The organism is Pimelobacter sp. 30-1 (assembly GCF_018831735.1).
Lineage (GTDB): Bacteria > Actinomycetota > Actinomycetes > Propionibacteriales > Nocardioidaceae > Nocardioides.
The window spans coordinates 173831-190029 of record NZ_NHTS01000003.1 but is presented as its reverse complement, the minus strand read 5'-3'; the positions used below and the strand labels follow the sequence as shown (position 1 = coordinate 190029).

General features: G+C 71.2%; 17 protein-coding genes and 1 pseudogene. 16 read left to right on the top strand and 2 right to left on the bottom strand.

The window, feature by feature from the left end; all coding sequences use genetic code 11:
* Nucleotides 1-92: 92 nt before the first annotated feature.
* Complete coding sequence (locus CCO04_RS06190) at nucleotides 93-1220, top strand: hypothetical protein (protein ID WP_215813245.1); 1128 nt, start codon at nucleotides 93-95, stop codon at nucleotides 1218-1220.
* Nucleotides 1221-1458: 238 nt separating this feature from the next.
* Here the strand turns inward: CCO04_RS06190 and CCO04_RS06185 are convergent, their stop codons facing one another.
* The gene (locus CCO04_RS06185) at nucleotides 1459-1773 is read right to left on the bottom strand and encodes a hypothetical protein (protein ID WP_215813244.1); all 315 of its coding nucleotides are present in this window, start codon (nucleotides 1771-1773) and stop codon (nucleotides 1459-1461) included.
* Here CCO04_RS06185 and CCO04_RS06180 point away from each other — a divergent pair.
* The 15 genes and pseudogenes from CCO04_RS06180 (at nucleotide 1748) to CCO04_RS06110 (ending at nucleotide 15607) form a co-directional block, all read left to right on the top strand.
* Nucleotides 1748-2032: a hypothetical protein gene (locus CCO04_RS06180; RefSeq protein ID WP_215813243.1), complete on the top strand. Its 285-nt coding sequence runs from the start codon at nucleotides 1748-1750 to the stop codon at nucleotides 2030-2032. The two genes, CCO04_RS06185 and CCO04_RS06180, sit on opposite strands and share 26 nt — an antisense overlap.
* A gap of 297 nt (nucleotides 2033-2329) precedes the next feature.
* Nucleotides 2330-3427 (top strand): hypothetical protein, encoded by a 1098-nt coding sequence (locus CCO04_RS06175; protein ID WP_215813242.1) that lies wholly within the window; start codon nucleotides 2330-2332, stop codon nucleotides 3425-3427.
* 57 nt (nucleotides 3428-3484) lie between these two features.
* Nucleotides 3485-3928: pseudogene (locus CCO04_RS29660) on the top strand (ABC transporter ATP-binding protein); the annotation flags it as partial.
* Between the two features lie 570 nt (nucleotides 3929-4498).
* Nucleotides 4499-5260 (top strand): ABC transporter permease, encoded by a 762-nt coding sequence (locus CCO04_RS06165; protein WP_252372904.1) that lies wholly within the window; start codon nucleotides 4499-4501, stop codon nucleotides 5258-5260.
* A gap of 1 nt (nucleotide 5261) precedes the next feature.
* Nucleotides 5262-6116: an ABC transporter permease gene (locus CCO04_RS06160; protein WP_215813241.1), complete on the top strand. Its 855-nt coding sequence runs from the start codon at nucleotides 5262-5264 to the stop codon at nucleotides 6114-6116.
* On the top strand, nucleotides 6113-7423 hold the full coding sequence (locus CCO04_RS06155) for an MCE family protein (RefSeq protein ID WP_215813240.1): 1311 nt from the start codon (nucleotides 6113-6115) through the stop codon (nucleotides 7421-7423). Before CCO04_RS06160 ends, CCO04_RS06155 begins: the two co-directional genes overlap by 4 nt.
* Nucleotides 7420-8451 (top strand): MCE family protein, encoded by a 1032-nt coding sequence (locus CCO04_RS06150; protein ID WP_215813239.1) that lies wholly within the window; start codon nucleotides 7420-7422, stop codon nucleotides 8449-8451. Before CCO04_RS06155 ends, CCO04_RS06150 begins: the two co-directional genes overlap by 4 nt.
* Entirely contained in the window at nucleotides 8451-9476 is a 1026-nt protein-coding gene (locus tag CCO04_RS06145) for an MCE family protein (RefSeq protein WP_215813238.1), read from the top strand. Before CCO04_RS06150 ends, CCO04_RS06145 begins: the two co-directional genes overlap by 1 nt.
* Entirely contained in the window at nucleotides 9473-10504 is a 1032-nt protein-coding gene (locus CCO04_RS06140; RefSeq protein WP_215813237.1) for an MCE family protein, read from the top strand. The genes CCO04_RS06145 and CCO04_RS06140 overlap by 4 nt, the downstream gene beginning before the upstream one ends.
* Before the next feature lie 2 nt (nucleotides 10505-10506).
* Complete coding sequence (locus CCO04_RS06135; RefSeq protein ID WP_215813236.1) at nucleotides 10507-11838, top strand: MCE family protein; 1332 nt, start codon at nucleotides 10507-10509, stop codon at nucleotides 11836-11838.
* A 1-nt stretch (nucleotide 11839) separates the two neighbouring features.
* Nucleotides 11840-13015 (top strand): MlaD family protein, encoded by a 1176-nt coding sequence (locus CCO04_RS06130; RefSeq protein WP_215813235.1) that lies wholly within the window; start codon nucleotides 11840-11842, stop codon nucleotides 13013-13015.
* Complete coding sequence (locus CCO04_RS06125) at nucleotides 13012-13659, top strand: hypothetical protein (RefSeq protein ID WP_215813234.1); 648 nt, start codon at nucleotides 13012-13014, stop codon at nucleotides 13657-13659. Before CCO04_RS06130 ends, CCO04_RS06125 begins: the two co-directional genes overlap by 4 nt.
* Entirely contained in the window at nucleotides 13656-14171 is a 516-nt protein-coding gene (locus CCO04_RS06120) for a hypothetical protein (protein ID WP_215813233.1), read from the top strand. Before CCO04_RS06125 ends, CCO04_RS06120 begins: the two co-directional genes overlap by 4 nt.
* A gap of 33 nt (nucleotides 14172-14204) precedes the next feature.
* Nucleotides 14205-14966 (top strand): hypothetical protein, encoded by a 762-nt coding sequence (locus tag CCO04_RS06115; RefSeq protein WP_215813935.1) that lies wholly within the window; start codon nucleotides 14205-14207, stop codon nucleotides 14964-14966.
* On the top strand, nucleotides 14963-15607 hold the full coding sequence (locus CCO04_RS06110; RefSeq protein WP_215813232.1) for a class I SAM-dependent methyltransferase: 645 nt from the start codon (nucleotides 14963-14965) through the stop codon (nucleotides 15605-15607). The genes CCO04_RS06115 and CCO04_RS06110 overlap by 4 nt, the downstream gene beginning before the upstream one ends.
* On the opposite strand, the gene CCO04_RS06105 is transcribed toward CCO04_RS06110, so the two are convergent.
* Nucleotides 15588-16199: a mismatch-specific DNA-glycosylase gene (locus tag CCO04_RS06105; RefSeq protein WP_215813231.1), complete on the bottom strand. Its 612-nt coding sequence runs from the start codon at nucleotides 16197-16199 to the stop codon at nucleotides 15588-15590. The two genes, CCO04_RS06110 and CCO04_RS06105, sit on opposite strands and share 20 nt — an antisense overlap.

The following is a 16199-nucleotide window of genomic DNA, read 5'->3' as shown; positions in this document are numbered from 1 at the left end:
GGCGGTGCTGGCTCGCTGATCGCGAGCCGCACCGTCGGCGTCCAGGTGTTTGCACTATCGTTCCCGCACCGCCCTTCGGAAGGTCACCGTCGATGCGATCCCGGTCCTCGTCCCGCTTCTCCTCGCTGCTCGGCCACCGGGCGCTGGTCGCTGTGTGCTTGGCGGCCGTCGTCTCGTTGCTGCTGAGTACTCCGAGCAGCAGCGCCCCTGGAGACGGCCAAGGGGACCTCCCATCGACGAACCCGCCGTTCAACGGCGGAGGTCAGGGCGTCGTCACCAGCACGCAGGGCACCGTCGTCACGCGGTCGAAGATGTACATCACCATCAAGCCGGAGACGCCCATCTGGGCAGTGCTCTACCTGAGCCTCTTCAACACCCCCGTCGACAACCCGACCGTCTACCAGGCGTTGTGCGCCCGAGGGCGACCCTGCGTGGCCGACCCGTTCTTCCAGCCCGACTGCGCGACGAACGACATCACCACGCAGCGGCGGGGTCCCTACATCCGGAACCTCATGTATCCCGTCACGCGACTCCCGGGTGGAGGCGTAGATGTCGGAAAGCTCGCGGAGGTGCCGATCCGGATGGTCGCCTTCGGGGCGATCCCGGCGACGGCGACCCTCGTTCTCAGGGCGCCTCGGGTGAACGGCAAGGTGAAGCCCTTCATGATTCACATCTGGGGTGTCTCGACCGGCAGCGAGGGATGCGACCTGGCTTACAGCAACGCGATGCCGAAGGTCAGCACGCTGGCGGAGGGGAAGGTCGAGATCTCGATCAAGGACCTCAAGGTCGACGGACGCCCCGTCGACCTCGGCCCCTCGTGCCGGACGGTCAGGCCCGCTGACCTGCAGCTCTGGGGCGAGAGCGGGGCGGTTGGCGGCTACTCACCTGGTGGTGGTGGTGATCTGGGCTCCTACGACGGTTTGCACGTCGGTTCGCGTGGCCCGCTCAACTCGCCCTACTACTTCGAGGACAACGGTCGGGTGATCAAGCCGTCGACCGGTCTCGAGGTACCGCCGTTCGCCGGGTGCGGCACGAAGGGTGAGAACCTCAGCCCGCTGATCACGGCGATGGCCTCCGGACCGAACAATCCGGTTCGTGTGGTGCAAGGCCCCCTCGTCTCCCACGGAGACATCGACGTGGACAACCTCGACATCTGCCTGAACCTCTGCCCACTCCCGGCACCGCCGACGCCCGTACGACCGCCGATCCCGAACGACTAGGCACGCTGTCTCGCGAGGCCGGGGCACCAGCGTGCGCGCCGAGATCAGGACACGGTCGCGAGCGCCGATCACGGGAGACCAATGACATGAGAGCACGTGCGGCGCGTCGATTCCGACCGCTCGCGACGGGAGGAGCCGTGCTGGGCACGGTCCTCTCCCTGCTGGGTACGACGGCGCCCGCGCAGGCAGCGACCACCTACACGCCGTCAGGTGGTCCGGGCATCAGCCTGACCGGGAGCTACGACGACCCGCGGACGCCGGAGACGACCACCGTGCCGGGGATCCAGCTGACGATCATCGAGCCCGACCAGAGCGTCAGCTGCTCGGGCTTCTCGTTCGGCGGATCGGTGAGCAGCCCCGGCGCCAGCAGGGCGTACGGCGCGACCGCGGCCACGCTGGGCACCTTCAGCTCCTCGGGTTGCACCAACCCGTTCTTCGGGACGACGATGATCACGTCCTTGACGACCCCGAACCTCATCGTGACGGGCGACCCCGTGGCCGGGACGTGGCCGGCCAGGATCACCAACGTGAGGTGGAAGGTCAGCTGGGCCAACTGCGACCTCTACGTCGAGGGCGTCGTCAACGGCAAGGTCGACCCGGCGACACAGGTGTTCACCCCGGCTGGCAACCCCGGATCCGGCGCGTCCTCCTACGTCCCGACGGGACTCGTCGTCGCTGCGACGCCCGCTCCGCCGACCGGGGCGCTGTGCGCCACGCTCGACTTCCAGGTGGGCGACAGCCTCGGCATCCGCGGCGCCTTCACGAACGCGCCGCCGGCCGGGAGCACCCCCATGGCGCTGAGCAATCCGTGAACGCGCCGTTGTCAGGTGAGTGACAAGGGGGTCCCGGGCCCCTTAGTGACACCCACCGGCCAAGCAGGGTTCGGGGTGCTGTCACCGAAAAGTTGTCACGCGCATCACAACATCAACGGGGCACCGCAACCGGTTCCGGCGTGCCCCTTTCCGAACGCGTCCGCAGGGACCTTGACTAGGCACGTCATGTGAGGGTCGTCACGAGGGGGAGGCATGGGGCGCGCAGCGGAAATGATCCGTCGGCTCAGCAGCACGGCTCGTCGGGGTATCCGGCACCGTGCGTCCCGTACTCGCCACGTGACGGTGGTTCTTCTCGGCGTCCTGCTCGCGACAACGGGCGTTGTGGGCGGCGTCGTGCAGGTGCTGCGGGCGTCGTCGGCGGAGGTGCCGACGACGGCCGCGGTGCAGAGCACGACGACGGCGGAGGGGGTGACGGAGGCGCCGGTGGTGGCGCCTGCCGTGATGACCGCCCCCGAAGACGTACGACGGGCGCCGGTCGGCAGGCCGAGCGATCTCCCGGGGTCGCTCGGCTCGGCGCCGCCGGCGGCGGTGCTGGCCTACCAGCGGGCGGCGACGATCATGGACACGGCGTCCGCGTGCGGGTTGCCGTGGACGGTGCTGGCGGCCGTGGGGCGGGTCGAGTCCGACCACGGGCGCGGGCCGAAGGGTGATCACCGGGTCGGGAAGGCCGGGCGGGTCAAGCCGGGGTTCGTGGGTGCTCCGCTCAACGGACGTGGGGGTCGGGGCGAGCTGCCCGACACCGATCTCGGGGCGCTCGACGCGAACCCGCGCTGGGACGCGCCGGTGGGGCCCCTGGGGCTGCTGCCGGCGACCTGGAGCCGGGTCGCCGTCGATGCCGACAACAACGGGGTGCGCGACCCGCAGGACCTCGACGACGCGGCGCTGGCCGCGGCGGTCCTGCTGTGCGCCGACCAGGACCTCAGCACGCGTAAGGGGCTCAAGGCCTCGCTGGCGGCGTACCACCCGGGCGACGGGTTCGTGCCCACGGTGCTGGCGATCGCCCGCCGCTACGACAAGCAGTCCGCGCAGGTGCCGGCGCCGCCGCCGGTGACGCTGCCGCTGCCCGCCCTCCCCGGCACCGGTACGACGGTCCCCGCGCGGGTCGGCATGCTCGCGGCGAGCCAGGGCCCGCGGGCGACCGCCGCGCCCACCGCGACGCTCGGGCCCAAGCCCACCAAGCCGTCCGGCAGCGCGACGAGCGGGAGCCCGAGCGGGAGCCCCACGGACACCCCGACCCCGACGCCGACACCGACGCCCACCCCGACCGAGACCGACACCTCGACGCCGAGCCCCAGCCCGGGCCCGAGCTCGAGCACCACCGCGACGGAGACGCCGACCGACGCCCTGGGCACCGGTCCGGAGGTCACTCCGTGACCCGATCCACCCCCGCACGTACGACGTACACCAGCACCGACAGGCAGGAGATCCGCCATGGGCGGCACCGTTGAGGTCACCGGACTCACCAAGAGCTTCGGCTCCCAGAACATCTGGAGCGACGTCACGCTGACGTTGGCGCCGGGGGAGATCACGGCGCTGCTCGGCCCCTCCGGCACCGGCAAGTCGGTGTTCCTCAAGTCCCTGATGGGCCTGCTGCGTCCCGAGGCCGGCGTCTGCCTGGTCAACGGGGTCGACATGGTCACCGCCAAGGAGTCGCACCGCCTCGAGCTGCGCAAGAAGTTCGGCGTGCTCTTCCAGGACGGCGCGCTGTTCGGCTCGATGAGCGTCTACGACAACGTGGCATTCCCGCTGCGGGCCCACACCCGCAAGGGGGAGTCCGAGGTCCGCGAGATCACCATGCAGAAGCTCGACATGGTCGGGCTGCTCGGCCAGGAGCACAAGCTGCCCGGCGAGATCTCCGGCGGCATGCGCAAGCGCGCGGGTCTGGCCCGCTCGCTGGTCACCGACCCCGAGATCATCCTGTGCGACGAGCCGGACTCCGGCCTCGACCCCGTGCGTACGGCGAACCTGGCCCAGCTGCTGCTCGATGTCAACGCCCAGACCGACGCGACGATGCTCGTGGTCACCCACAACATCGAGCTGGCGCGCACGCTGCCCGACAACCTCGGCATGCTCTACCGCCGCCAGCTGGTGATGTACGGGCCGCGCGAGCAGTTCCTGCTCACCGACCACCCGGTGGTCTCGCAGTTCATGGCGGGCGACCCGGTCGGCCCGATCGGCATGAGCGAGGAGGTCGACCACTCGAGCAACGCCCCGCTCCTGGACGACTACGGCTACCCGGTCGACGGGGGCGGCGGCGCGCCGTCCATGGTCCGGGCCGGAGCCCGGGCGATCGAGGTGCTGCCGCGCCAGCTGCTGCCTGCCAGCGGCCGGCCCCGGCCGGCCACCGAGCGCCACGCGCGGCGGGTCGCCAGCGGCGAGGCGTCACTGTACGTCGCCGACGACGAGGAGGCAGACCGACCGCCTGCCCTGACCCGGCCGGACCCCCTGGCACGTGCCCTGGACCAGACGGGCGCCTTCTTCGCGCTCGGTCTGGACACCATCCGGGCCGCCTTCCGGCGCCCGTTCTCGGCGCGCGAGCTGCTCGACCAGTTCTGGTTCGTCACCAGCGTCTCCTGGATCCCGGCGATGCTCATCGCCATCCCCTTCGGCGCGGTGATCGCGCTCCAGCTCGGCACGCTGACCGTCCAGGTCGGTGCGCAGTCCTTCACCGGCGCCGCGTCGGTCCTCGCCGTCGTGCAGCAGGCCGCACCCATCGTGACCACCCTGGTGATCGCGGGAGCGGGAGGTGCGGCCATCTGCGCCGATCTCGGGTCACGCACGATCCGCGACGAGATCGATGCGATGCGGGTGATCGGCATCGATCCGGTGCAGCGCCTCGTCGTGCCGCGCGTGCTCGCCTGCGTCATCGCGGCGGTGCTGCTCAACGGCCTGGTCTCGGTGGTCGGCGTGCTCGGCGGTTACTTCTTCAACGTCGTCGTCCAGGGCGGTACGCCGGGCGCCTACCTCGCCAGCTTCACCGCACTGGCCCAGATCCCCGACCTGGTGGTCGGTGAGATCAAGGCCGTCATCTTCGGCTTCCTCGCCGGTGTGGTCGCCTCCTACCGCGGCCTCAACACCCGGCCCGGGCCCAAGGGCGTGGGGGAGTCGGTCAACCAGTCGGTCGTCGTCACCTTCCTGCTGCTGTTCTTCGTCAACTTCGTCGTCACCACGCTGTACCTCCAGCTCGTGCCCGGGAAGGGAGCCTGAGATGGCCATCGCCAGCCGTCCACCCGTCGCGGTGGCCAAGCGGCCCTGGTGGGACCGTCGCCTCGACCGGCTCGTGCAGTCGGGCCGGGACGTCCGCTTCTACGGCCGGGTCCTGGCCGGCATCCCGAAGGCGCTGCGGCTCTACCCCAAGGAGGTCTGGCGGGTCCTGTCCGAGGTCAGCTTCGGCACCGGCGCGCTCGCCGTCATCGGCGGCACCGTCGGCGTGATGACCGGGATGAGCCTGTTCGTCGGCACCGTCGTGGGCCTCCAGGGCTACGCCGCGCTCGACCAGATCGGCACGAGCGCCCTCAACGGCTTCATCTCCGCCTACTTCAACACCCGCGAGATCGCGCCGCTGGTCGCGGCCCTGGCCATGTCGGCCACGGTCGGCGCCGGGTTCACCGCCCAATTGGGAGCGATGCGGATCAGCGAGGAGATCGACGCCGTCAAGGTGATCGGCCTCGACGCGGTGCCCTTCCTCGTCTCGACCCGGGTGGTGGCGGGATTCATCGCGATCATCCCGCTCTACGTGATCGGCCTGCTCACCTCTTATGCCGGCAGCCGCCTGGTCACCGTGCAGATGCGCGGTCAGTCGGCCGGTACCTACGACCACTACTTCCAGCTGTTCCTGCCGCCGGTCGACATCCTGCTGTCCTTCGGCAAGGTGCTGGTGTTCGCCGTGCTCGTCATCCTCATCCACTGCCGCCTCGGCTTCTTCGCCAAGGGCGGACCGGCCGGGGTGGGCGTCGCCGTGGGTCGTTCGGTACGCCGCACGCTCGTCGTCGTCGCGCTGCTCGACCTGGCCCTGTCGATGGCGATGTGGGGCACCACGACCACCGTCAGGATCGCCGGATGAGCGCCGGTGCGGGCCTCGGGCGCGTCCGCGACGCCGCCCTGGGCCTGGGCTACCTCGGCCTGGTGCTGGCGATCATCGTCGGCACCTGGGCGGCCTACAACCAGGTCTTCACCGACCGCAGCGACATCAAGCTGACCACGGGCACGCTCGGCAACGCCCTGCAGAAGGGCTCCGACGTCAAGCTCAACGGCGTCCCGGTCGGGACGGTCTCCGAGATCGAGCCGCGCGACGGCGGGGCGACGCTCACGCTGGCGCTCAAGCCCGACGTGCTCGACGAGCTGCCGGCCGACACGACCGCGCGGCTGCTGCCCAAGACGCTCTTCGGCGAGCGCTACGTCGCGCTGGTCCGCCCCGGAGCGGGCGGGTCGACGCTCAAGCCGGGTGACACGATCCACCAGGACGCCTCGGCACCCGCGGTCGAGCTCGAAGAGGTCTTCGACGAGCTGCTGCCGGTGCTCCAGGCGATCCAGCCCGACAAGCTCTCCGCGATGCTGGGCGAGCTCGTCCAGATGCTGCGCGGACGCGGCACCGAGATGGGGGACACGGTCGTGGCCTGGGGCCAGTACCTGCACAAGCTCAACCCGCTCACCCCCCAGATGGCCGACGACATCGCGGCCCTGGGCCGGGTCGCGGAGGTCTACGCCGACGCCGCGCCCGACCTGGTCGACGCGCTCGACAGCATGACCACGACCTCGCAGACGCTGGTCGACCAGCGCACCCAGGTCTCCGACCTGTTCGCGAGCGTGATCACCGCGGCCGACGACACCAACGGCTGGATGGTCGCCAACTCCGACACGATCATCACGCTCTCGCGGGAGAGCCGGCGCGCGCTCGAGGCGGTCTCGCCGTACGCCGTGCAGTTCCCGTGCCTGTTCAAGGCGCTGCGCGACTTCATCCCGGTGATGGACAAGGCGCTCGGCAAGGGCACCAAGGAGCCGGGCATGCACGTCATCCTCAACGTCACGCCGAGCCGCGGCCGCTACGTGATGGGCAAGGACGACCCGACGTTCCGCACCACCGGCGTGCCGCGCTGCCCCTACCAGAACGGCAGCGTCAAGCCGGTGCGGGCGCGCTCGGCCGGCGAGGCCGAGGACGGCCCGGAGCGGATCCTGCCGCCGCCGAGCGAGCGGGTGCAGCAGGCCTTCGCCGACAGCGCGGGCCTGGGTGAGGCCAACTCGCCCGCCGAGAACCAGCTCATCGCCGAGATGATGGCGCCCGAGGCGGGCGTCGGTCCGGCGGACTACCCGACCTGGGGCAGCCTCCTGGTCGGACCGCTGCTGCGGGGAGCGGAGGTGGAGGTCCGATGAGCTTCCTCAAGGACCACGTCGTCGGCGTCACGCTGACCAAGTCGCTGGTGTTCGCGCTCGTCACGATCCTGGCCACGCTCGCGCTGGCCAGCACGATCCGCAACAGCGCCGGCGGCCCCACCGACGAGTACGTCGCGATGTTCAAGGACGCGACCAGCCTCAACAAGGGCGACGACGTCCGGATGGCCGGCGTCAAGGTCGGCACCGTCTCCAGCGTCGAGGTCGCCGACGACAACGTGGCCAAGGTCCGCTTCACGGTGGCCGAGAACGCCCCGCTGGGCAACGGCGCCCGCGCCCTGCTGCGCTTTCGCAACATGGTCGGCCAGCGCTACATCGCGATCGAGCCGGGCGACGTGAGCGGCAAGCGGCTCGCGGCCGGGCACGTCTTCTCCGTCGACGACACCGAGCCGGCGCTCGACCTGACCGTCCTGTTCAACGGCTTCCAGCCGCTCTTCCGGCTGCTGGACCCCGAGGACGTCAACAACCTCAGCGCCCAGATCGTCGCCGTCTTCCAGGGCGAGGGCACGACCGTCGAGGGCCTGCTCAAGAGCACCGCGAGCCTGACCTCGACCCTGGCCGACCGGGACCAGGTGATCGGTGACCTCGTCACCAACCTGTCCTCGGTGCTCGGCGTGGTCCAGGAGCGGTCGGGTCAGCTCGACACCACCCTGGTCACCCTCCAGCAGCTGGTCAGCGGCCTGTCCGAGGACCGCAAGACCATCGGCGAGACCATCGACGGCCTCAGCGACCTCTCCTACAGCGTCGCGGGTCTGCTCGAGGAGGGCCGTGGCCCGCTCAAGCGCTCGATCCGCAGCCTGGGCGACCTCTCCGGCGTCCTGGCCAACAACGAGGCGGTCATCGAGAAGTCGCTGCGGACCATGCCGGACAAGATGAAGCGGATGGCCAAGCTCGCCAGCTACGGCTCGTGGGTCAACTTCTACCTGTGCTCCATCGAGGGCCGGATCCCGCTGCCCGAGGGCTACTACGGCGATCTCGGCGCCCAGCCGGTCGCGGGAAGGTGCAAGTGATGGCACGCGTCAAGAGGCGCTTCCCGACGTCGTTCGCGGAGCGCAACCGGATCGTCATCGCGATCATCGGGCTCGTCGCGCTGGCGGCGACGTTCTTCCTGACCTTCAACGCCGAGGGCCTGCCGGTGATCGGCGGGGGCGACAAGCACCAGGCCTACCTGGCCGAGACCGCGGGCCTGCGGGCCGGTGACGAGGTCCGGGTGGCCGGGGTCAAGGTCGGCAAGGTCACCGACGTCGAGCTCGACCGGGACCGGGTGCTGGTCACCTTCCGGGTCAAGGGCGTGCGGCTGGGCGAGGAGTCGACGGCCGGGGTCAAGATCAAGACCCTGCTCGGCAAGAAGTTCCTCTCCATCGACCCCCAAGGCACCGGTGAGCTCGAGGACCCGATCGCGCTCGACCACACCACCACGCCGTACGACGTCCAGGCGGCGTTCTCCCAGCTCTCGGAGAACCTCGGCGAGATCGACACGAACCAGATGGAGGACGCCCTCCAGACGATGGGCGAGGTGCTCGCCGACACCCCGGAGTCGGTGCGCGGCACGGTCAGCGGCCTGACCCGGCTCTCCGAGACCATCTCCAGCCGCGACGACGAGCTGGCCCGGCTGTTCAAGGCCACCGACGGCGTGACCGGGACGCTGGCCACACGCAACGCCGAGATCGGCAAGCTGATCGACGACGGCGACCTGCTGCTCGAGGAGCTGGCCAACCGCCGCGAGGCGATCCGCCGGATGTTCAAGGCGACCAAGACCCTCGGCATCGAGCTGGCCGGCGTCGTGCGCGACAACGAGGCGCAGCTGCGCCCGGCCCTGGAGAAGCTCGACCAGGTCGCGGACATGCTCCAGCGCAACCAGCGCCACCTCAACGACGCCATCGCGGTGCTCGGTCCCTACTACCGGATGCTCACCGCGGCGATGGGCAACGGGCGCTGGGTCGACTCCTACATCTGCGGCCTGTTCGACGCCCAGGACGCGCCCGTCCTCGACAAGGACGTCGTCCGCGACTGCCGCCCCGGAGGTGCCCGATGAAGTCTCCCCTGATGCGCTGGGTCGCGATCGTCGTCGGCCTCGCGATCGTCGCCACCGGGGTCGTGGTCGGCCTCAAGATGCTGCGTCCCGGCACCGAGCTCACCGCCGAGTTCGACGCGGCGGTCGGCCTCTACCCGGGCTCCGACGTCCAGGTGCTCGGCGTCCCCGTCGGCAAGGTCACCGCGGTCGAGCCGGACGGCGACAAGGTCAAGGTCACCATGAAGATCGACGAGGGCCAGAAGGTCGCGCCCGGCACGGGTGCGGTCGTCGTCGCGCCGACCCTGGTCAGCGACCGCTACGTGCAGCTCACCGAGCCGTGGGTCAGCGGTCCCTCGATCAAGGACGGCACCACGATCGCCCAGACCGCCGTTCCCGTCGAGATCGACGAGATGTACCGCAGCCTGGCCGATGTCGGCGAGCAGCTCGGGCCCAACGGCGCCAACCGCAACGGCGCGCTGTCGGACTTCCTGACCGCGCTGGCCGAGAACCTCGACGGCCAGGGCGCCTCGATCAACAAGATGATCGGCAACTTCTCCGACGCCTCGGCGACGATCGCCGGCTTCGACCAGGACTTCTTCGCCACGGTGCGCAACCTCGACACCCTCAACAAGACCCTGCTCGAGCACGACAAGGGCGTGGCGGGGGCCAACGAGAAGCTCGCCCTCGTCGCGGACTACCTCGCCGAGGACCGCGAGAACCTCTCCGGCTCGATCACCGAGCTCGGCAAGGCGCTGAGCCTGCTCGAGAGCTTCGTCAAGGACAACCGGGCCGCGCTCAAGAAGAGCGTCGACAAGCTCAGCGGCCCGACCCGGGTGCTGGTCAACCAGCGCAAGTCGCTGGCCGAGGCGGTGCGGTTGATCCCGCTCGCGCTGCAGAACTTCATCCGTGCCTACGACCCGGGCTCCAACACGATCTCCGGTCGCGGCAACCTCAACGAGCTCACCGTGTGGAGCAAGGACGGCAAGTCGGTGCGGACCTCGAACGACGCGCCCCCGGTGCTCCTGCCCGGCGTGGACGGAGGACAGTGACCATGCGCGCACCCACCACCCGCGTCCGCCGTACGGCGGCGGCGCTGCTGGCCACCGTCAGCCTCGGCCTGACCGGCTGCGGCATCATCGGCGGCGGCGTCTACGACGCGCCCCTGCCCGGCGGCGCCGACGTCGGCGACGACCCGATCACGATCACCGCCGAGTTCACCGACGTGCTCGACCTGGTGCCCCAGTCGAACGTCAAGGTCGACAACGTCTCGGTCGGCCGGGTCACCAAGGTCAAGCTCGGCTCCGACGGCCGGACCGCGGTCGTCGAGATGGTCGTCCGCAAGGACATCGACCTGCCCGGCCAGACCATCGCCCGGCTGCAGCAGACCTCGCTGCTCGGCGAGAAGTACGTCGCCCTGGTCCGCCCCGAGGGCGGCGGCGCCGGCGCGCCCGTGGCGAGCCGGCTCACCGACGGCGCCCGGCTCAGCACGGCCGACACCGACGCCGCGGCGACCGCCGAGCAGGTGCTCGGCGCGCTCTCGCTCGTCCTCAGCGGCGGCGGGGTTGGGCAGTTCCAGGAGATCTCCCAGGAGCTGCAGAAGGCCGGCGACGGCCGGACCGGCGAGGTCAAGGCCTTCCTGACCGAGGTCAACCGGTTCGTCGGGGTCCTCGACGACCGCAAGGAGGCCATCACCGCGGCCATCGACGGTCTGGCCCGGCTCTCGAAGTCGCTCGATGACGACAAGCAGCAGATCGTCGACGTGCTCGACGGGCTCTCGCCCGGCATGAAGGTGCTCACCGAGCAGCGCCCCCAGCTGACCCGGATGCTCAGCGCCCTCGACCGGCTCTCCAAGGTCACCGTCCGCACCCTGGACGCGTCCCAGGACGACATGGTCGCCGACCTCAAGGCGCTCGACCCGATCCTGACCGAGCTGGCCAAGGCCGGGGACGACCTGCCGCGCTCGATGGAGATCCTGCTGACCTACCCGTTCCCGGACTCGGTGCTGAGCGCGATCAAGGGCGACTACCTCAACGTGTTCATCACGACGAACTTCCGCACCCCCCAGGGCTGCTCGTCGTACGGCTGCTCGTGGCCCCAGCCGATCGCCGGCCGTCCGGTGACCGGTGGCTCCGGCAAGGGCGGTGCCCGGACCGAGGAGCCGCCGCCGACCATGCTGCCGCCCACCGACAGCGCCACCCCGGGCCTGGGGACGCCGACCGTGCCCGGCCCGTCGATCCTGCCGACCACGCCGGGCGGCTCGCCGTCCGGCAGCGCGGGCACCCCGTCGGGCTCCGCGTCCGGCGGCACCCCGTCGGGATCGCCCTCCGGCAGCGGATCGGCGCCGAGCCAGAACGACTCCCGTGTCGCAGAAGGAGGCGAGTGAGATGCAGCAGCTCACCCGCGGTGTCCACGTCAAGCTCGGCCTGTTCGTGCTCGTGGCGCTGCTCGGCACCAGCTACCTCGGTGCGTCGTACGTCGGGTTCACGCCGTTCAGCAGCGGCTACCGGCTGACCGTCGCGCTGCCTGACGCCGGGGGACTGTTCGTCAACTCCGAGGTCACCTACCGCGGCGTCCAGGTCGGTGAGGTCACCGCGATGACGCCGACCTCCGACGGCGTCGACGTGAGCGTCGAGATCGACCCGGGCGCCCCGGACATCCCGGCCGACGCGACCGCCGCGGTCCGCAACCGCTCGGCGATCGGCGAGCAGTACCTCGACCTGCGCGGGTCGAACGACAAGGAGGTGCTCGCCGACGGCGACCACCTCAGCGGTGGACCGGAGGCGCTGCCCCAGGACCTGGCCGAGGTGCTGCGGGCCGGGCGTGATCTGGCCGGCTCCATCCCGTCGGAGTCGCTGACCACCGTGATCGACGAGGGTTACGACCTCTCCCGCGGTGTCGGCGACGACTTCGGGCGCCTGCTGCGCACCTCGATGGAGTTCCAGAAGGCGGCCGACGACAACTTCCTGGTCAGCGCCTCGCTGATCCGCAACGCCAAGCGCGTGCTGCAGACCCAGGAGGAGTCCGGGTCCGCGATCCGCTCCTACAGCCAGGACCTGGCGCTCTTCTCGGCCACGCTCGAGGACTCCGACGCCGACCTGCGCACGCTCATCGCGGCCACGCCGGGCGCCTCGCGCGAGGTCAGCCTGCTGATCCGCGACGTGGGCCAGCCGCTGTCGATCCTGATGAACAACCTGGTCTCGACCGCGACCATCTTCGGGGTCTACTCCGGCGGGGTGCGCGACACGATGATCCGGCTGCCCGAGGCGGTCAGCATCGGCTGGGCGACCACCAGCGGGCGCGGGCTCAACTTCGGCATGGTGCCGACCTTCTTCAACCCGCTGCCGTGCGTCGATGGCTATGGTGGCACCACCCAGCGGCGCGGCACCGTGACGACCGATGGGCCGCCGTTGAACACGCGTGCCGGCTGCACCGCACCGCGCCGCGAGGGCAACGTCCGCGGTCCGCGGGCGGTCCAGGGCGGCAGCGACAGCGGGGTGGCCACGCGCCCGGGTATCGACGTCGCCGACGACCTCGACGACCTGCTGGGCGGTGGGCAGTGATCGGCAACGACGTGGAGGAGAAGGCCATCAGCGACGACGAGGTCCGCGAGGCTGAGGCTTCGGCTGAGCCGGAGACCGCTCCGGCCGGCGCCGGCCCCGGAGACGGCAGCGCCGGTACGGGCGGCGGCTCGGGCAGCAGCCGTACCCCGATCGAGCTCGGTCTGGCCCTGCTGGCCGCGATCCTGCTGGTCTTCGCCGTGGTCTCCTGGATCCGGGCCGGCGACCACGACTCCGCCGCGGTCGACCGGGCCGAGCTGCGCGACCAGGTGCTCATCACCGCGCGCAGCGAGATCGAGACGATGAACACCCTCGACTACCGCGACATCGACGGTGGCCTCGACAAGTGGGAGGACGTCTCGACCGGCACGCTCAAGGACCAGATCGCCGCCACCGACGCCGAGTCCCGCAAGCTGATGGCCGACCGCAAGATGATCTCGACCGGCAAGGTGACCGACGCCGCGATCGTCGACCTCACCCCCAGCACCGCGACCGTGATCGCCGCGCTCGAGGTGACGGTGATCGACACCAGCGCGCCCGACGCGGCCCCGACGGTCAAGCGCAACCGGATGGCGGCCGACCTGGTCAAGGTCGGCGGCAAGTGGCTCCTCGAAGGCCTCGACCAGGTGGCGGTGAACCGATCGTGAACGGACTCCTCGACGTCCTGCGCAAGCACGGCATCCTGCTCGTCGCGCTGCTCCTGCTGGCCGGCGCGGGCTTCGCCTTCTGGCAGGCCGACCGGGCCCGCAGCGCCGACAACGTCGCCAACCACGCCGTCGTCGACGACCCAGGCACCACCGAGGTCCAGTCGGCGGTCGCCGCCGCCCTGGTCCGGGTGCTCAGCTTCGACTACAACGACCCGGCGCCCACCGAGCAGGCCGCGGACGACCTGCTCGCGGGCCAGGCCCGCGAGCAGTACGACACGCTCTTCGCCGCGCTCAAGGAGAAGGCACCCGGCCAGAAGCTCGTCCTCACCGCCCAGGTCCAGGTGGCCGCGGTCAAGAAGCTCGAGGGGGACAAGGCGACGCTGCTCGTCTTCCTCGACCAGGCCTCGCAGCGCGAGTCCGACAAGGAGGCGACCTACTCGGCGGCGCAGCTCTCCGTCGAGGCGGAGCGGCGCGACGGCGACTGGAAGGTCACCGGCATCCAGCCGCTCTGAGGCCGGCGCCGGGGAGTGCCTACACTCCGCGACATGGCAGAGCAGCCGCGCTGGAAGCGCTACCGCCGCCCGGGGGACCCGCGCCCGGAGGACGAGACGACGGCGCCCAAGAAGCCGGCAGCGCCCAAGAAGGCGGCGGCGCCCACGAAGCCCGCTTCCAAGAAGGCCGCCGCGCCCGCGCCCGCAGCCGCCCGCCGGCCGTGGCTGATGACCGGCACCGCCGTCGCCGTGGTGGCGGTCATCGTGCTGGTCGTCGCGCTCGTCCGCAGCGGCGACGACGGCCCCGACCGGGGCTCGGTGCAGACCGAGGTCCTCGCCGCGGACTTCGTGAGCGCGGCGCTCCAGTACGCGACCGAGGCCGCCCCGGGCCAGCAGCCGATCTCGGTGCGCCTCGACGAGTACAGCCTCCGCGTGGAGTACTACGACCCCACCACCGAGAAGGTCCGCACCGTCGAGACGTCGCACTACGACCCCGAGGGCTACCGGGTCCGCTCCCGCGACAACGAGTACGAGGACTTCCACCCCGGCCGCTTCCCCCTCGACCTGGCGCAGCCGGACGCGATGATCGCCCAGGTCCGCGCGGCGCTCGACCGGGCCGACGGGCCCTGGTCGTGGCGGCTGGTGATCGAGGTGGACCCCGCCTCCCGCGAGGTGGTGATGACGACCGACGTCAGCGCCGACGAGGATGTCGAGGAGCGCGTCGTGCTCCGGGCCGCCCCGACGCCGACCCCGACGCCGACCCCGACCCCGACGCCGACCCCGACGCCGACCCCCACCGAAGGAGGCACCCCGTGAGCGAGGGAGCCGGAACCCGGAGCCAGCGCCTCTTCGCCCGCTGGTACCCCGACGTCATGCAGCGCGCGGAGGACGCCGGCCAGGCCGAGATCCGCGCCCGGCACCTGGCCCGCGCCCACGGCCGGGTGCTCGACCTGGGCACCGGCAACGGCTTCTCGGTCCCGCACTACACCGCCGAGGTGACCGAGCTGGTGCTGCTGGAGCCCAACCCGGCGCTGCGCGCCCAGCTCCAGCGTCGTACGGCGGACATCCGGGCGCGCGCCTGGCAGATCGTCGACGGCGACGCCTACGCGTTGCCGTTCGAGGACGGCTCGTTCGACACGGTGGCCGCCTCGCTGGTCTTCTGCTCGCTCGACCGCCCCGGTGCGGCCCTCGCCGAGCTGGCCCGGGTGCTGCGCCCGGGCGGCACCTTCCTGTTCCACGAGCACGTGCGCGGCTCCGGCCTGCGCCGCGTCGTCCAGGAGGTCGCGACCCCGCTCCAGCGCCGGATCGCCGACGGGTGCCGGCCCAACCGCGACTTCGTCGGCTCGCTGCGGCGCTCGCCGTTCACGATCACCGAGCTCGAGGAGCTGCGGATGCCCGGGGGAGCGGTGACCGTCGTCCCGATGGTGGTGGGGGCGGCTACGACCGCGCGTCCGTGACGATCCCGGCCGCGACCGCGACCTCGCGGTAGGCCGCGGCCAGCGTCTCGACGGTCTCGTGGGCGTTGAGCCCGCTCGGGTTCGGCACCACCCACAGCTCGGCGCCGGACCACAGGTCGTCGAGCGTCGCGGGCTGGCGGCCCATCACCGCCTTGGGGTGCCCGAACGCCGTCCGGTACGCCGTGATCCCGGCGATCGCGACGACCTCCGGCTTCTCCCGCGCGACGAGCTCGGTGAGCTGGACGCCGCCCGCGCGCAGCTCCTCGCTGCTCAGCTCGGAGGCCTTGGCCGTGGCCCGGTGGACGACATTGCTGATGCCGATCCCGCGATCGCGCATCATCACCCGGTCGGCATCGCTCATCCCGTCGGCGGGGTCGACCGGCTCGGTGATCACGCCACCGCGCAGCAGTGCGGGGTAGAAGCGGTTGCCGGGGTGGGCGAAGTGGGTCTGCGTCGCGGCGGTCCACAGCCCCGGGTTGATGCCGACGAACAGCAGCCGCAGCCGCTGGCCGGGGGCGTTCGGCAGCAGGTCGGGGACGACGGCGTCGCGGAAGGACTCCAGCTCGGCTCGGGTGAAGGTACGACGGGCCAC

What these genes read in the sequence shown, in the direction of transcription:
- CCO04_RS06130 (WP_215813235.1), top strand. Translation starts at nt 11,840, where the DNA reads ATGCAGCAGCTCACCCGCGGTGTCCACGTCAAGCTCGGCCTGTTCGTG.
- CCO04_RS06155 (WP_215813240.1), top strand. Translation starts at nt 6,113, where the DNA reads ATGAGCGCCGGTGCGGGCCTCGGGCGCGTCCGCGACGCCGCCCTGGGC.
- CCO04_RS06135 (WP_215813236.1), top strand. Translation starts at nt 10,507, where the DNA reads ATGCGCGCACCCACCACCCGCGTCCGCCGTACGGCGGCGGCGCTGCTG.
- CCO04_RS06145 (WP_215813238.1), top strand. Translation starts at nt 8,451, where the DNA reads ATGGCACGCGTCAAGAGGCGCTTCCCGACGTCGTTCGCGGAGCGCAAC.
- CCO04_RS06140 (WP_215813237.1), top strand. Translation starts at nt 9,473, where the DNA reads ATGAAGTCTCCCCTGATGCGCTGGGTCGCGATCGTCGTCGGCCTCGCG.
- CCO04_RS06115 (WP_215813935.1), top strand. Translation starts at nt 14,205, where the DNA reads ATGGCAGAGCAGCCGCGCTGGAAGCGCTACCGCCGCCCGGGGGACCCG.
- CCO04_RS06190 (WP_215813245.1), top strand. Translation starts at nt 93, where the DNA reads ATGCGATCCCGGTCCTCGTCCCGCTTCTCCTCGCTGCTCGGCCACCGG.
- CCO04_RS06160 (WP_215813241.1), top strand. Translation starts at nt 5,262, where the DNA reads ATGGCCATCGCCAGCCGTCCACCCGTCGCGGTGGCCAAGCGGCCCTGG.
- CCO04_RS06150 (WP_215813239.1), top strand. Translation starts at nt 7,420, where the DNA reads ATGAGCTTCCTCAAGGACCACGTCGTCGGCGTCACGCTGACCAAGTCG.